Annotated in this window: 7 protein-coding genes and 1 tRNA gene; 3 read left to right on the top strand and 5 right to left on the bottom strand. The window is 70.1% G+C overall.

The genetic code is table 11. The annotated features are described in order from the left end of the window. The first annotated feature begins 7 nt into the window (after positions 1-7). Both M1L60_RS13685 and M1L60_RS13680 read left to right on the top strand, forming a co-directional pair. Positions 8-134, top strand: a tRNA-OTHER gene (locus M1L60_RS13685). A 29-nt stretch (positions 135-163) separates the two neighbouring features. Then, positions 164-2,281 carry a TerD family protein gene (locus M1L60_RS13680; RefSeq protein WP_253237764.1) on the top strand — a complete coding sequence of 706 codons (2,118 nt, stop codon included), beginning with the start codon at positions 164-166 and terminating at the stop codon, positions 2,279-2,281. A 144-nt stretch (positions 2,282-2,425) separates the two neighbouring features. Here M1L60_RS13680 and M1L60_RS13675 read toward each other — a convergent pair whose 3' ends face one another. Then, positions 2,426-6,898 (bottom strand): family 78 glycoside hydrolase catalytic domain, encoded by a 4,473-nt coding sequence (locus M1L60_RS13675; RefSeq protein ID WP_253237763.1) that lies wholly within the window; start codon positions 6,896-6,898, stop codon positions 2,426-2,428. 459 nt (positions 6,899-7,357) lie between these two features. After that, positions 7,358-8,533 (bottom strand): Fic family protein, encoded by a 1,176-nt coding sequence (locus tag M1L60_RS13670; RefSeq protein ID WP_253237762.1) that lies wholly within the window; start codon positions 8,531-8,533, stop codon positions 7,358-7,360. Between the two features lie 92 nt (positions 8,534-8,625). Here M1L60_RS13670 and M1L60_RS13665 point away from each other — a divergent pair, with 92 nt between their 5' ends. Further along, positions 8,626-9,174, top strand: a complete 549-nt coding sequence (locus M1L60_RS13665) for a hypothetical protein (RefSeq protein ID WP_253237761.1) — start codon at positions 8,626-8,628, stop codon at positions 9,172-9,174. A gap of 366 nt (positions 9,175-9,540) precedes the next feature. Here M1L60_RS13665 and M1L60_RS13660 read toward each other — a convergent pair whose 3' ends face one another. From M1L60_RS13660 to M1L60_RS13650, 3 genes are all read right to left on the bottom strand, one after another. Next, positions 9,541-9,858: a helix-turn-helix domain-containing protein gene (locus tag M1L60_RS13660; protein WP_438862108.1), complete on the bottom strand. Its 318-nt coding sequence runs from the start codon at positions 9,856-9,858 to the stop codon at positions 9,541-9,543. 562 nt (positions 9,859-10,420) lie between these two features. Continuing rightward, complete coding sequence (locus M1L60_RS13655) at positions 10,421-10,933, bottom strand: hypothetical protein (protein WP_253237760.1); 513 nt, start codon at positions 10,931-10,933, stop codon at positions 10,421-10,423. A gap of 61 nt (positions 10,934-10,994) precedes the next feature. Continuing rightward, complete coding sequence (locus M1L60_RS13650; protein ID WP_253237759.1) at positions 10,995-16,688, bottom strand: ThuA domain-containing protein; 5,694 nt, start codon at positions 16,686-16,688, stop codon at positions 10,995-10,997. Positions 16,689-16,976: the final 288 nt, after the last annotated feature.

Here is a 16,976-nt window from a genome sequence, read left to right as displayed (position 1 = left end):
ATTTTGCGGGTCGCTAGCTCAACTGGCAGAGCATCTGGCTGAACAGCGTCATCGCTCCCCGCCTCGTGCGGTCATGGCGACGCTTCCTTCTCCTCGTAATCGGAGGGTTCGGGGTTCGAGTCCCCGGCGGCCCACAAACGACGACCGTGGAACGGAGGACCGCGTGCTCGAGAAGATGATGATCCAGAAGACCCTGCGTGTACCGACGAGCACCGGCGCCGCCGGCGACGGCCGGGCCGTGGCCCGGCAGCTGGACGCGGCCCTGCTCGACGTCGGCTTCTCGGCCTCGCGGGCCCTGCTCGAGCACGTGGGCGCGCTGGCCCCGGCGCCGGCCATGGATCTGGCGGCCACGGTCGTCTCGGCGGTGCGCGAGCTGGTCGGCGACCACGTGCGGCACAACGCCTACTTCCTCGGCTTCCCGCACGACGTGCCGGACACCGTCGAGTTCTGGGCCGAACGGCTGGCGGCGGCGGTCATGGCCGGCGACGCCCCGGCCACCGGCCTCAACCTGCTCGAGCTGCCGGGGTACGGCACCTACCAGCACACGTACGCCGAACTGCTGGCCGCCCACGACGAGCTGGTCGCCACGGCCGGCGACCGGGTGACGATCCTGCACCTCGGTGAGACGGTCGAGGCCGAGGCCTCGCGGCTCTATCTGGCCCTGGCCGGTCGTACGACGCCGCTGGGCGAGGCCGACCTCGCGATCCTGAGCGAGCTCGCGCTGGCCTGCGCCGACGGCACCCAGCCGGACGAGATTCCGGTGCGCGAGAACCGGGCCGTGCTCAACGGGATCCGACTGGTCCTGGGGCGGCCGCTGGTCGCCGTCGACACCACCACCGACGTGCTGCGCCTGGCCGTGCAGGCCTCGGGTGGCGACGTGTCGCTGCGGGAGGCCACGCGGTTCCGGGCCTTCCGGCGGCCGGAGCGCCGGGTCCTGCTGGCCGCGCTGAACAAGGTCGCCGAGGGCAAGCTGGCCGACGTCGGCCGCTACGCGGAGCCGTGGAAGCGGCTGGGCGAGCGACTGCACCCGCACGAGTTCGGGCAGTGGCCGCACGCGCAGAAGGTGTTCGCGGTGGCGCGGGGCGAGGTTCGCGTCCGCACGATCGCGGGCCGGGCCGAAGCCGCGTTCGGGGCCGGGCAGATCGGTGCCGCGGCGACCGCGCTGTCGGCCGCGCCGGGCCTGCTGCTGCGCTCGGCCGATCGGCTGCTGCGCCAGTCGACCGGGCCGGACCGGGCCGTCGTGGTCGACGCCGTCACGGAGGCGCTCGGCACGGCCTCGGGCCGGGTGCTGTTGTCGCTGCGCGAGCACGTCGGCAACCGGCTGACGCCCGCCTCGGCCCGGTTGTACGCCAGCCGTTCCCGTAACTCGTGGGTCGGCCCGGACCGGCGGCCGCCGCTGCCGCCCGAGCTGATCGCCGACCTGTCGGCTCGGCTCGACGCCGAGATCGGCGCCCGGCTGACGCGGTGGGAGCGGCCGGTCCTGGTCGACCCGGCCGTGCTCGACGTCGCCCTGCCGCTGTCCGGTAAGGCGGCCGAGGACGGCTTCGCGGTGCTGCCGCGGGGTTCGCGGGCCACCGTGACCGGGGAGGTGCTGCGGTTCTTCACGTACTGGCGGCAGACGAGCCGGGACACCGACTACGACCTGTCGGTGCTGCTGCTCGACGAGAACTTCCGGGAGGCGGGCCAGGTCTCGTGGACGAACTACCACCACGACGGAGTGGTGCATTCGGGCGACCTCACCGAGGCGCCCGAGGGCGCGACCGAGTTCATCGACGTGCCACTGACGCCGGGCGGGACGTACGTGGTGCCGCAGGTGCACATCTACTCGGGCGAGTCGTTCGATCGGGTGGCCGAGTCGATGTTCGGCTACCAGACCCGGGCGGCCGGCCAGCGCGGGGCGCCGTTCGACGCGCGTACGGTGCGGGCTCGCTCGTCGATGCGCGGGTCGGGGCGGGTCGCGCTGCCGATGGTGTTCGTGCCGGGCCCGGACGGCTGGCAGGCCGTGTGGCTGCACCTGTACCTCTCGGGCCGGCCGTCGTTCAACCGCGTGGAGGAGAACACGTTCACCACGGCTGATCGGGTACGGGCGCTGCTGGAGCGGCGCTACCTGACCGTGTCGTACCTGGTCGACCTGTGGCGGGCGCAGACCGAAGTGCGTGTGTGGGACGGGCAGCCGGTGGACGAGCCGGTCACGTTCGTCGGCCTGACCGCCCCGGAGCAGCTTCCGGACGGGTCGGAGATTTATGGGCCGGCCCGGCTCGGCGAGCTGATTCCGGCCTAGACTGCCGGGGTCGAGGCTATGTGGGCGCTTCCTTCTTCCGTTCAATTCGGGAACCTCCGCGCAAGCGGGGGAACTGGCTGTTAGCGTCCGCGCTCTCCTCGGCCCCACCGTGGGCGGCAGGTCACCCTGCCGCCCACGGCCTGCTCAGCCGGTGGTCACCGGCAGCGACCAGACGTCGGCGATCGACGGGTCGTAGTTACGCCCCTCGGCGTCCTCCTGGAAGCGGACCCGCACCTTGCTGTCCGCGGTCAGGTCGGCCCGGTCGACCAGGATCTGGTAGCTGACCTTGCCCACGCCGCCCTCGGTGCGCTGATAGGCGCGGGAGTGCACGACCTCGCCGTCGATCAGGATGTCGTAGTCCTTGAGCTGGGCCCGGTCGTACGTCTCGATCGCCCGCAGCACGAACGGCTTCCCGGGCTCGACCGCGAGGTCGAACTCGAAGTAGCCACCCGCGACCCCTTGGTAGGTGTAGCGCCGGGTCAGACCGGCCTCGGTGTTGGTGCCCGACTCGGCCGAGGCTTTGAGGTTGTGCGCCTGCTCCGAGGCGCCGTCCCCGAGGTCGGCGTGATCAGTCGCGCCCGGTGGCGGCACCGCCACGACCACCCGTACGTCCGTGGCCGCTTCGGCGCCCCCGGCGTCGACGGTCAGTGTGGCCGGGCCCTCGGTCACGGTCAGCGGCGCCGTCGTCGGCACCGCCACCGTCCGTGTCTGGCCGGGAGCCAGGTCGTACGGTTGCTCCGTCACTCCGGGCCACCCGGTCACCGTCACGCTGCCCTGGGCCCGGATGGTCGAGCGGTTGCGCAGCGCGACGCTGAGCGTGGTGGCGCCGCCCGGAACGACTTCGACCGGACCGGCTGTGACGGCGGTGATCTCGACCGGGGGTACGACCGTGATCGTGGCCTTGATCGGCAGGGTGGCCGTCCCGATCGGGCGGCGGTAGCTCACGGTCCCGGCCAGCTCGACCGGCCCGGGCGTCTGGCCTGCTCCGACGCGCACATCGAAAGTCGTCGCCCCCACCTTTCGCACTGTCCAGCCGGCCGGAGCCGGCAGATCGATCCGGACGTCGGTGAGCGCGCCCTGACCCTTGTTCTCGAGCTTGGCCTCGACCCGGACCGTGTCGCCCGGGGCGAGATCGCCCGGCGGCACGCTCAGCGAGGCGACCGCACCGACCAGTGCGGCCGAGACCCGCGACAGCCGCGCCCGGATATCGGCCACCTTGGCCTTCACCCCGGCGTCGTGGGTGTGGCGTTCGACGTCGGCCGCCGCGGCCAGCGCCAGGTGCACAGCGGCCGCGGTGGCGTTCGCGGACACCTTTCCGTAGCTGAGATCGGCAGCGGCGGTCGTCAACGCCAGGGCCGGCGCCTGCTTCTTGATCGACTCCGCCGACACCCGGGCCTCGCCGAGGTCACCGCGAACGGTGTCGACCGCGAACTTGTAGCTGCCCGAGCCCACGGTGACCACCGCGTTCCCGCCGGCCATCGTGACCCCGCCGACCGGCCGGCCGCCCTCGGTGACCGCCCAGCGGCTGGCCGCCGGGATCTCGACGGTGGCCGTCGTGTTGCCGGGAACGGTGACGTCGAGCGTCATCTGCCCGGCCACGTCGAGCTTCCAGCTGCTCACGAACTGCCCGTACCGGGACTGGTAGGTGGCCCGGGCCGAGGTGATGCCGCCACCCGGCTTGGGCCCGATGGTGACGTGGCGGTACCCCGGTGACTTGTCGTCGGGCCGGATGCCACCGACAGTCCGGTACATCCAGTCGCCCACGGCCCCGTACGCGTAATGGTTGAAGGAATTCATGCCGACGTCGCCGAAGCTGCCGTCGGGCTTGATGGAGTCCCACCGCTCCCAGATCGTCGTCGCGCCGCGGGCGATCTCGTACCCCCACGACGGGTAGTCCTTGTTCGTCAACAGCCGGTAGGCGACGTCCAGGTGACCGGTGTCGGAGAGTGCCGGCAGCAGGTCGGGCGTGCCGAGGAAGCCGGTCGAGAGGTGGTAACCGCGCGACGCCACGCGTTCCGCGAGCCGGTTGCCCGCGGCCGCCCGGCGTTCGGCCGGCACCAGACCCATGCTCAGGGCCAGCACGTACGCGGTCTGGCTGTCGCCCTGGACCCGGCCGTCCGCCCCGACGTAGGCCTGAGCGAACGCGTCGGTGACGGCCGTGGCCCGGGCGCCGTACTTGTCGGCGTCGGCAGTGCGGCCCAGCGCCGCCGCCATCTCGGCGAAGAGCCGGGTGCTGTACGCGGCGTACGCCGTGCCGACCACCCCGGCCGGGGTCGGGTCGTCCAGGTTGAGCCAGTCCAGGTAGGGGCCGGCCGCGGGCCGCAGCAGCCCGCTGCTGGTGGCCTGCACGTAGTCGATGTAGCGGCGCATCGAGTCGTAGTGGTCGGCCAGCACCTTCGTGTCGCCGTAGCGCTTCCACAACGTGTACGGCACGGTGATCCCGGCGTCGGCCCAGCCCGAAGCCCCGTCACCGCAGCAACTGCGCGGCGCCACATCCGGGTAGGCCCCGTTGGCCGACTGGGCGTCGCGCAGGTCGGCCAGCCACTTCGTGAGGAAGCTGAGCGAGTCCATGTTGAACGTGGCCGTCTCGGCGAACACGTTGATGTCACCGGTCCAGCCGAGCCGCTCGTCGCGGGCCGGGGTGTCGGTCGGGATCGACAGGAAGTTGCCCCGCTGCCCCCACACGATGTTGCTCTGCAACTGGTTGACCATCGGGTCGCTGGTGGTCAGCTCGCCGGTGAAGGGGGCTGCCGTGCCCATGACCCGGCCGGTCACGGTGGCCAGGGTGGGCGTGCCGGGGTATCCGGTCAGCTCCACGTACCGGAAGCCGTGGAACGTGAACCTGGGCTCGTACACCTCGGCTCCCTGACCGCTCAGCGTGTAGTAGTCGGTGGCCTGGGCCGTCCGCAGGTTGGCGGTGTAGACGGTGCCGTCCGGGTTGAGCACCTCGGCGTGCCGGATGCGTACGGTCTGCCCGGCGGCGCCCCGCACCCGCAAGCGGGTCGCGCCGACCATGTTCTGACCGAGGTCGAACACCCACACGCCGGGCCGGGGCTGGGTGAGGGTCTTGGCGGCGAGCTCCTGGGTCACCTTGACCGGCGGGTCGACCTGGGCCACCAGCCGCTGGGTGGGCGCGTCGCTGCCGACGGTGGCCGCGGACCACCCGGCGTCGTCGAAGGCCGAGGTGCGCCAGCCCGACGGTTCGAGCCGGGCGTCGTACGTCTCGCCGTGGATGTTGTCGCCGCGCAGCACCGGCCCGTCGGCCGCCCGCCAGCTGCCGTCGCTGACCACGGTCTGCGAGGTGCCGTCGGTGTAGTCGATGCGGAGCTCGGCCAGCAGCTGAGGCCGCTCGCCGTACTGCTTGTCGCCGAACCACCCGATCGAGCCGGAGTACCAGCCGTCGCCCAGCATGGCCGCCAGGGTGTTCTCGCCCGCGGCGACCTGACCGGTGACGTCGAACGTCTGGTACTGGATCCGCTTGTTGTAGTCGGTCCAGCCCGGCGCGTGCAGGTGGTCACCGACCCGGGTGCCGTTCAGCGAGATTTCGTACGCACCGAGCGCTGTCGCATAGATCCGGGCCTGGCGCACCTTGCGGTCGACGCGGAACTCCCGCCGCAGCAACGGTTTCCCGGCCGTGTCGGCCAGCAACGTCTCGACCGACCCGGTCACCTCGAGCCCCTGCGGCGTCGGCGTGCCCGCCGTGAACGGATTGGTGCCACCGGTCAGATCGGCGTCGATCTCGACCTTGCCCCCGACGGTGACCTTCACCGAGTGGACGACGGCCGCCTCGGTGCCGGACGTGCGCAGCCCGACGGTCCCGCTCTTCTGCCGGCTGTCCTCGGTGGTGTCGACGCGCGTGCCGTCGACGAACGTCGTGATGGTCGGGCCGGCCGCCTCGATCCGCAGATCATGCGGACGGTTGAAATCGCCCGGCGCCATCGCCAGCGGCACTTCCCTGATCAGCTGCCAGCTGCCGCCGACTTTGACGTGCGGGCGTAGCACCGGCACGTTGTTGAAGTTGGCCAGCTGCCACATGTAGGCGTCGTTGACACTCTTGGCCCGGAAGAAGACGCCCGCCGCATCCTTGGTGACGGTCAGCCGCACGTCCACTGTGTAGTCCGTCCAGGTCGCGGTGGGCCGCTCCCGCCCGATCCACTTCGCGTGCCAGTCCCCCGCCGTCAGCAGACCCGTCTCCCACCAGGACGGGGCACTCCAGGCCGAGGCGCGTCCCGCGTCGTCCCAGACCCGCACCTGCCAGTGATAGCGCGTGGCCGAGGTCAAGACCTTTCCCGCGTACGGAACCAGCGTCGACTCGGCACCCGTCTTCCGCCCGCTGTCCCAGACATCGGCAGTGCCCGCGGCGAGTTTGGCCCCCGTCGAGGCGACGCGAATCTGGTACGCCGACTGCGTGACCCCACGCCGCGCCGAGCCGATCTGCCAGCCCAGCCGCGGATTCGGCGTGTCGATGCCGAGCGCGCCCTGCACACCCTCCACAGTGAGCCCGGTGACGGCCAGCGCCGCTTGCGCGGCGGTCTGTGCTCCCGCGGCCGTGGCCGGGGCCTCGGTCCCGGCGATCACCATGAGCATCGCGGTCGCCAGAAGAATTGTTCGTTTCAAGTCGCACCCTCCCGATCGAATCGTGTGACGGAGTGGCCACCGACCGGGCGGGCGTCATCGCAACATGTCCAGACATGCCGCTCGCCTTTTAGTGTGTCGTGAAACGTTTCATCACGGCCGGTAACACGATCGTACGGATCCCGTCACACAAGCGCAATCATGTACGTCGATTGCCGCTCCTTCATCCGAACGCGCCGGAGCCTCCCGCTCGACCGCGTCGGCCGCCTTGACGGTGCCAGCCCACGAATCCGAGGTGTCCGCACAAAATGGGCCGTATCAATGCCCAACCACAAGAACGCCCCGCAGGCGTGATCCACAGGGCTGGCTTGCGGCTGGACAGGGGGCGCAGGCGGGCGTCGGGCGGGAGCGGGTCGAGGTCGGTGTGCGCGGCCGAGTCGAGGAAGACAAGGGTGGCCCGCAGACGTCGCCCGCAGGGCAGCCGATTACGGCCGAGGTGTGCTACCGACCCTCGTCGTAGGGATCCCGCCCGAATCCGCGAACGGCGACGGCCGCGGCCTCAGCCATGTCGGCCGCGACGCCGTCAAGTACGTAGACCCGGGTCGTCGCGTTGCCCCGGGGCGCCAGCAGACCCGCCCGCGTCAGGGCCTGGATGCCCCGGATGGCCTGATCCCGGCTGAGACCCTCGTCCTGCTGATACGTGGTGCGCCGGACCTCGCCGGCAGCCGCGCCATACAGAGCGGACACCACCCGCTCCGGCAGTCCCTGTTCGTCGGCCAGGCGCGCCAAGTCGTTCCACAACCGAACGGTCCAGTCGTACCGCCGCTTCACGCTCTGAGCCTGCCGATGATGCGCGGTGAAAACGAACTTCAACCACGAATGGGCGTCGCGCTCCGGCTGGAAGCTACCTTGCTGAACAGATCGCAACGCCTGGAAGTAGAGAACTGCATTCGTGGGCCAGCCCAGCCATTCCTCGATCGAGGAGAACTCGGGGCCCAACTCCGCCGCGGATGCCGGCACCCCGGTACCCAGCCACCCGGAACCCCGCGTCAGCACCAATGTGTGCAGCGCTCGCGCGGTGCGGCCGTTGCCTTTCCGCCAGGGCTGAATGCCGACAAGATTGGGGTGAGCCAGTGCCGCCCGAGCACAGCCCGGAGCCCCGAGATCCCCGCCCCGCAGCCACTCGACCAGTTCGCCCATGAGCCCGGCGACCAGGCCCGCGTCCGGGCCCGTGAATACCCCATCCAGCCGGTCGGCCCCGCTCACATAGATCCCGCGGGGCCGGTACCGGCCCGGCCACTTGGCGGGCTGATACCTCGCGATCATGAAGTGCAGCGTGGACAGCGACGTCTCCGAGTACTCGAAGAAATCCATCGCCGGCGTCTGCTGCACATAAGTCATCGCGTCCCGATAGCCGATGACCGCCTGCCACGTCCGTTCACGGACCGCGGCCGACATCGGCGCGTGCTGCACCAGTGCCCGAGCGTCCGCCCCGCTGATCACGATGTTCTCGATCGCGTTGGAGCCTTGGATCGCGGCCGCGAAAAGGTCCCGGCGCAGATACCCAGCCCAGCGCGGCCCGGTCCGCAGACCCGCCTGAAGCCCGGCCGTCATCTCGTTCAACTCGTCCAGGACACGACGATCCGACTCGTCCAGGGCCGGCATCGTGTAAAGCAAGCCCTCACGTTACCGCCCGATGGTTGCCGGCGTGTCGCGCGGAGTCCGGTCTCTTGCGTGATCGCGAGGCGGTCGTACGCGACGATGGGGTGGTGATCAGCAAAGAGGGGCCGAACCTGCGGGACCGGGTGGTCCGGTACCGGGCCGATGGCGATCTTTCGGGTGAGCGGGCGGCGGCCCGGATCTCGGCCTACCTGTACGGCAACATCATCGTGTTCGCCACGCTGGTGCCGCTCACCGACGAGGACGCGGCGCACGGGCACGCCCTGACCCTGGTGCTGGGCGTGGCCGTCTCGACCTACCTGGCCCACGTCTTCTCGGAGATCGTCGGCCACAACGCCCGGGCCGGCGCGCCCATGACCCGGCACGAGATCCGGCACGAGCTTCGTGACTCGCAGCCGGTCGTGTCCTCCGCGGTGCTGCCCTGCCTGCTGCTCGCCGCGGCCTGGGCCCACTGGATCGAGGGCAGCGCCGCGACCCTGATCTCCGAGATATACCTGCTGGTCCGCATGGCGCTCGTCGGTTTCCTGGTCGAACGGCTCCGGTCGCAGAAGCCCTCTTTCCGTACGCTGCTGGCCGGCCTGGCCCTGGCCGCCGTGGCCGCGGCCATCTCGCTCCTCAAGGCCGTCCTGGGCCACTGACCCCGGCCGGCCGCGTCCACGGCGGTTCATCGTCGCCGCCGTGCTCGTCGCCGCGCGAGCCGATCAGGGCCGAGCGGGGCGAAGCCGGCGGATCTCGCGCATTTCGTTCGGCAGCAGCGCGATCAAGCAGTTTCACGTGAGCATCGAGTTGCCGGTGGCACCTCGTTCACAGTGGTGGTGCGGTCCAGAGAGTGGAAGTCCGCGGCGCCGCCAGGCGAGACCTGGACCGAGCGCGCGGAGGGCGGTGGGGCCGGTCGGGTTCCACAGTGCCAGTCCCTCGTCTGCTCACATGGAGACTGCCGAGCACTACCCCGCGGTCGGGCCGGGCGGATCACGTGGGAGCGAGGCGCGGTTCAGCGGACCCGGTCAGGCGCCGGCTTCTTGTTGGCGCTTGTATTCGGCGTTCTGGCGTAGGGCCTCTTCCAGCTGATCCTCGAGGATGATGATGCGGCAGGCGGCTTCGAGGGCGGTTCCCTGTTCGACCATCTCGCGGGCGCGGGCGGCCAGGCGCAGCTGGTATTTCGAGTAGCGGCGGTGGCCGCCGGCCGAGCGGGTGGGGGCGATCAGTTTCGCCTCGTCGAGGCGGCGGAGGAAGTCTTGCGAGGCGCCGGTGATTTCCGCGGCGCGGCCCATGGTGTAGGCGGGGTAGTCGTCGTCGCCGAACATATCGGTGTTTGAGGGCATACATCCTGTTCCAGAACGAGGGCCCCGGCGCAGATCGCCGGGGCCCAGGGTTAACGGGTAAACACCATTTACCGACAGGTTCGTCGGGTTGTCGTATCCGCACCAGCCGCTGTCGGCGACATCGGGTGCGAGGATCGCAAATACGTGACCGGAGACCACCTCTCGTTCGATGGAAACTGCGGTGACCGCCCCAGAGGTGAAACCGTGCGCTCTGGCGACGGGCGATCCAACGGTGCTCGTTCCCTCCCTTTCCTCGGCTTCTCTTCTCGGTCGTGCTGCTCGCCGGCGCCGAAGCCCCATCTCGTACCTGCACGGCCTCGAGCACGTGCGACGAGCCATCTGCCCTGACCTGGAAAAACGTCAAGGTCTTGCGTGCAATGGCGAAACCTCCGCCACCGGCCGAGCGAGCCCCGACATGGGTCAGGGGCCCTGCTTGACGCTCGGTCCGTTCGTCGGCGTCTCCAACGATCTCGTTCTCTGCTGAGAGAAAATCTAGCCCAGCTTTCCGCCAAAATCTAGGAGGTTGCACCCAGATTTTCTCGGCGTGTCGCCGAGGCTGCGGTCAGGGCTGCCGGCGCCGCAGCATCCGGGCCGACAACGTGGCCGCGCCGGCCAGGGCCACGAGGACCCCGAGCGCCAGCGGCCAGAACCGCCACCAGGCCCCCGCCTCGGCCGGCGAGCCGACCGGGGCCGCCACGGCCGGGTCCGTCTGCGCGGCCTTGGCCCGCACCGCGACGGTCGCCTCACTGGTGTACGGCGCGGGCGCCCGAACCGTCACGCGCCAGTCGCCCGGGGTCAGGATCGGGCCGCTGCTGTAGAAGCCCTGCCCTTCTCCGGCCGGTTCGAGCTGGATCGGGCCGACCTCGTGGCCGTTCGCCGCCTTCGCGCTGATCACCAGCCGCACCACCTCTTCGAGACGGTGGCCGTCGGCGTGCTTGGCCTGCACCATGACGCCGGTGGCACCGTCACCGGACACCTCCAGTTCGAGCTTGCCCTCGTGAGCCCACGCCGGGCCGGCCACCGGCACGAACGCCAGCACCAGTCCGGTCAGAACAGCGGCACCCGTACGGCGCATCGCATTTCCTTTCTGCGAGCCGGGCGGGCCCGCCCTCGGGAAGAGGACGGGCCCTGTCGGGTCAGCGCCAGCGGTTCTTCCGGGTCGGGTCACCCTTGACCCAGCCCTTGGCGGCCGCGTTGGCCGTGCCGCCGAGCCGTTCGATCATCGCGTTGGCGTCGCGGAGCAGGGTGTCCCGGACGTCGGTGTCGGTGACCAGTTTCTTGTCGTTGACGAGCGTCTTGAAGGCCTTCAGCTCCTTGATCGCCTTGTCGTCCTTGCCCTCGGCCTCCGCCTTGCGGATCGCGTCCATCTTCTTGGTCAGATCCTTGTGGGCCTTGGTGGTCAGGCGGCCGGTCGCCTTGAACCGGTCCATCAGGTTCTGCATGTCCCGGAACGAGGTCGCCACGAAGAACTGCACCGTGGTCGTGGTGCGGTTGCCGGCCTTGTCGACCGCGGTCGCGGTCAGGTCGTGCAGGCCCAGCGGCAGGGTGTAGAGCGACAGCAGGGCGCCGTTGGTGAACGCCTGGCCGTCGAGGGTGGCCGAGGTGCTCTGGATGCCCGAGCTCGGGTCGACCGCCTGCCAGGACACCCGTACGTCCTGACTGTCGCCGTAGAGCTGGCCGTGGGCCAGACCCGACACGAGCAGGGTCGGCTTGCTGCCGTCGATCCGCAGGACGGCCGACTTGAGCGTCTCGGCGTTGCCCACCTTGTCGGTGGCGCGGTAGAGCAGCTCGTGCTGGCCGTCACCCTTGACGTCGACCGGGGTGGTGTACGCCGTCCAGGGCCCGCCGTCGAGCGACCACTCCAGCTTGCCGACGCCCGAGCCGGCGTCGGCCGCGGTCAGCGTGACCGGGACGGCCCCGTTGTGCCAGCCGTTGTCGTTGGCCGGCGCGAACTGGGCCGTGGTGAGCGGCGCGGTGCTGTCGATCTTCACCGCGACCGACTTCGCCGTTTCCACGTTGCCCGCCCTGTCGGTCGAGCGGAACCGCACCTCGTGCCCGCCGTCCCCGCTGACCGCCACCGGGCCGGTGTAAGCGGTCCAGGCCGTGGCCCCGTCGAGCTGGTACTCCGTGCTCGCCACACCCGACCCGGCGTCCGTCGCGGTCAGGGTGACCGTGGCGGCGCCGGTGAGCCAGCCGTCGACCGGGGTTCCGGACACCACGGCCGTGGTGACCGGCGCCGTACTGTCGGCGGAGGCCGTGCTGAGCCGGAAGTAGTCGAACGACGCGGTCTTCGACGCGGTCTGGTTGGCGCCCAGCGTGTACAGGCCGACCTTCGGGGTGGTCCCGACGGCGGCGTTGGTCAGGCTCTGGAACGCGGTCCAGTCCGTGCCGTCGGCCGAGTACGAGCCGGTGTACGTGGTGCCCACCTTGGCCAGCCGCAGATACCAGATCCCCGACGTCAGGCTGCCCGCCTGAGGTTGCGGATCCTGCACGGCCGCCCCGATCTCGCTGCGGAACTCGAGTCGCCGGCTGAGCGTCTGCCCGGCCGTGTTGTCGAGGACGTAGTCGAGCTTGAGGTAGTTGTCGTCGTCGCCGTACACGATCAGACCGGCCTGCTGGTACTGCTCGTTCAGCAGACTGCCGTCGACCTTCGTCTCCACCGTCCAGTCGCCCGAGGGCGCGTTCTGGAGGAAGAAGTTCGTCGGCCCGGTGTTGCTGCCGGTGTAGATGTCGCCGTTGGAGATGTCGACCTTCAACGCCCCGTCAGCGACCCGGTACGCGGCCGCGTCCTCCCGGATGATCCCGTCCCAGCGGCACTTGTCCAGCGCGGTTCCGCTGAACTCGTCCGACGGCGCGGGCTTGACCGACTCGTCCGGCGTGATCCGGAACCAGTCGAAGGCCGCGTCCACCACCGGCGCCTCGGTGTTGCCGTTGAGGGCGAACACCCCGACCCGCGGGTTGACGATGCCGGCCAGCGCGGCCGCCCGTCCGACCGGGGTGAACGTCACGCCGTCGGCCGAGGCCTCCGCCGTCAGGTTCGTCCCGTCGCTGCTGACCCGCAGGTAGACCACGTCGCCGGCCGGCGCCGCGGTGGCGTCGCTGCTCTCGTTGCGCGGGGTCGCCGCGTTCTCCCGGATGAACTCCACCCGGCGGGAGCCGCTGTAGAGCACGTCGAGCTTGGCGTAGTTGTCGTCGTCGCCATAGACGATCAGCCCGGCCTGCTGGTAGTTGGCCGTGACGGGCAGGGTGACCTTCGTGGTGGCCTGCCAGGCGCCACCGGGTGCCGGTTGCAGCACCAGGTTGGTGGCGCCGTTGGTGCCGCCGTAGAGGTCGCCCACCGCGGTGGGCAGTTTCAGCACTCCGCCGCCGACCGAGAAGGTCTGGTTCTCCCGGACCACCGTCCAGCGGTCGCGGTCGAGCTCGTTCCCGAGGAAGTCGTCCGAGCGGACCCCGGGGCAGGCCGTGGTCGCAGCTTCGACCTTGACCGGCACATTGGTGTACGCCTTGGCACCCCGGCTGTCGGTGACTGTGAGGGTGGCCGTGAAATTGCCCGGTGTGGTGTACGTGTGGCTGGCGTCCAGGGTGGTGGCCGAGCTGCCGTCGCCGAAGTCCCAGGCGTACGTCAGGGGCGTGTCCCCCTCGGCGTCGGTGGCGGTGCCGTCGAAGGCGACCGTGACCGGCGCGGTGCCGGTCGACGGGGTCGCCGTCGCGCTGACCACCGGAGGCGCGTTCGAGGTGACACCCTTGCCGAGGAAGTCGACCCAGTTCACGTTGATCAGGGAGCCCGCCCCGCCGGCCGGGTCCCGGACGACGAAGAACAGCGACTCCGTGCTGGTGGCGGTCACCGGCGCCGTGACGTCGACGAAGTTCTGCCACCCACCGGTGTTGGCCACGGTGGCCGTGGTGAGCAGCGGGCCGTCGGCGGCCCCGGACCGGACCTCGATCCGTCCGCCGGCCACGTCGGAGGCGACCCGGAAGCGGATGGAGTCGATCCCGGTCAGGCTGGCCGGGTCGAACGACCACCAGTCGCCGTCCTCGATGAAGCCGATGTTCTGGCCCCCGCCGGACGGGTCGGTGGTGGTCTCCCGCACCACGCCGGCGTCGCCGCCGCCCGTGCTGCCGGGCACCCGCCCGGTGGCCGCGAAGTACTCGGCCTGCTTGCGCTTGGGCTGGAGCTGCTCGATCGCGCGACCGGTCAGCGCCTTGACACCGTTGGCGCCGCCGTTGTCGGTGTAGGTCGCCTCGAACACAGCGAACACGTTGGCCTCGGCGCCGTGCCCGGCCGCGAGCGCGGTCTGGACGGTGCCGGTGCAGCCGGTGTGCTGCTCGAGCGGGTGGGCGTGCTCGTCGTGGCCGAGCAGCACCTGCAGCTCGACCCGGTCACAGTCGATCGTGCCGTCCTCGGGGTCGGTCACCTTGATCGTGTACTTGACCTGGTCGCCCCACTCGAAGAAGCCGCCGTCGGGCGGGAACTCGATGGAGACCGTCGGCGCGGTGTTGCCGACCGTCACCGGCACATTGGCCACCGCCGTACGCCCCTTGGGGTTGGTGACGGTGAGCTGCGCGGTGTAGTTGCCGGCCTCGGTGTAGGTGTGGGTCGGATTGGCCTCGGTCGAGGTCGCACCGTCGCCGAAGGCCCAGGCGTAGGTGAGCGCGCCGCCGTCCGGGTCACGGGAGCCCGCGCTCGAGAACTTCGCCGTCAGCGGTGTCGGCCCGGAGGTGGGGGTGCCGCTGGCCTCCGCGATCGGAGCCCGGGCGCCGGCGATGTAGTCGATCCGGTAGACGCCGGAGTTGTCGTTGTTGCCGCCGAAGCCGCTGCCCCATTCGATCATGTAGAGCGCGCCGTCGGGGCCGAACTCGAAGTCCATCGGCCGGACGAAGCTCATGCCGGTCAGCAGCTGGTTGATGTCGACCAGCGACTTGCCGTCGGCCGCGACCTGCATCGTGTACATCTTCGACTGGTTCCACTCACCGAACATGGCCTTGCCGTCGTAGTAGGCCGGCCACTTGTGCTCGGAGGTCGACGCCGCGTCGTAGCGGTAGACCGGTCCGCCCATCGGGGCGCCGCCGCCACCGATCTCGGGGAAGAGTGGGTTGCCGCCGTAGTCGTAGTCCACCGTGGCGACCTGGGCCGCCGGGAGGTTGGTCAGGCCCGTGTTGTTGGGCGAGTCGTTGACCGGCGCCGCGCAGTTGAACTTGTCGCCGCTCGGCCCGGACGGGAACTGGTAGTCGTTGTAGGCGTAGTTCGCGCCCGTGCAGTACGGCCAGCCGAAGTTGCCCGCGCTGCCGACAATGTTCCACTCGACCGTGCCCTCGGGCCCCCGGTTGGGGTTGGACGCGTTGGCGTCCGGCCCGTAGTCGCCGACGTAGAGGACGCCGGTCCTGGGGTCGGTGCCGATCCGGAACGGGTTGCGGAAGCCCATGCCGTAGATCTCGGGACGGGTCTTCGCGGTCCCCGGGGCGAACAGGTTGCCGGCCGGGATCGTGTAGGTGCCGTCGTCCTCGGGGTGGATCCGCAGCACCTTGCCCCGCAGGTCGTTGGTGTTGCCGGAGGTCCGCTGGGCGTCGTAGTCCTGCCGGCCGGCCCGCTCGTCGATCGGGGTGAACGCGTTCGACTCGAACGGGTTGGTGTTGTCACCGGTGGCCAGGTAGAGGTTGCCGTCCTTGTCGAAGGTCATGCTCCCACCCGCGTGGCAACACGTGTTGCGCTGCGTGGTGACCTCGAGAACGACCTTCTCGCTGGAGGTGGCGATGGTGTCGCCGGTGACGGTGAACCGGGACAACAGGTTGCGCGCTATGCCGTCGTTGCGCGCGTAGTACAGATAGACCCAGCCGTTTGTGGCGAAGTCCGGGTCGAGGCGGATGCCGATCAGGCCGTCCTCGTTGCCGGTGAAGACATCAAGGTCAACCGCGGTTACCGTACGACCGGTGTCGGGCTTGATGATCTGGACCCGCCCGTCGCGCTCCACATAGAAGACGCGGCCGTCCTTCGCGATGTCCAGCTCCATCGGGTTGCTGGTGTTGGCGTCCAGCGAGACCTTCTCGAAGCTGCTGGTGAGCGAGGCGCCGCAATCGGCGTCGACCACCCCGGCCGCGGTCTGGATGCCACCGAGCAGGTGGGCCAGGAACTGCGGGTCGGAGTACGACGCCTGGGTGTGGCCGCCGCCGGTGTACCAGGTGCGGCCGCCGTCGTAGTCGCGGCACCAGGCGGTCGGGTGGTCGCTGCCCATCGCGCCGGTGCCCGGCGTGTAGGACGTCTCGTCCAGGGACGCCAGCACGTGCACCTTGCTGCGTGGGTTGGTCCGGAAGTTGTACCACTCGTCGAAGCGCGACCACTTGTCCGGCAGCGAGGCGGTGGACGGGTGCGCGTGGTCCTCGACCTTGACGGTCGCCTGCTGGTTGGCCGGGTGGGCGTTGAAGTAGGCGCCGACCAGCTCGCCGTACCAGGGCCAGCTGTACTCGGTGTCGGAAGCGGCGTGGACGCCGGCGTAGCCGCCGCCGCCCTGGATGTAGCGCTCGAACGCGGCTTGCTGTTCCGCGTTGAGCACGTCGCCGGTCGTCGACATCCAGATCACGGCTTTGTACTTGGCCAGATTGGCGTCGGTGAAGGCCGCGCCGTCCTCAGTGGCGTCGACACTGAAGCCGTTGGCCGCGCCGAGCTGCTGGACAGCGGCGATGCCGGCCGGGATCGCGTCGTGCCGGAAGGCGGCGGTCTTCGAGAAGACGAGAACGGAGTAGGGCTCGGCCGCGGCCGCCGCGGCGGCCGGGGCGGGAGCGGCCGAGGCGGCCGGAGTGCCGATCAGGCTTCCGGCCAGCAGGGCGGACGACATGAGGGCAGCAGTCAGCAGGTTTCGCCCAGGATGGCGAAATCGTCGACGGGGCACGAGATCTCCCTTGTCCTTTGTAGACAATTGACAGTCGGTCCGGCCCGCCGATTGACCATCCCGCGGCGCCGGCCGGACTCGCGCCCGACCAGCTCATCGAAATTTGTTTATGACATGTACAAACTTCGGTCCTGTGGTTCGTTTCAAGCAAGGGATCACCATGTAACGGTTTGATAACCGACGGTGCCGATAACGGTCCTGGTTGGACATAGGACGCCTATTGACCAGGCTCTA

This window comes from Paractinoplanes aksuensis (assembly GCF_024137025.1).
GTDB lineage: Bacteria > Actinomycetota > Actinomycetes > Mycobacteriales > Micromonosporaceae > Actinoplanes > Actinoplanes aksuensis.
This window is presented reverse-complemented; position numbering and strand designations above follow the sequence as displayed.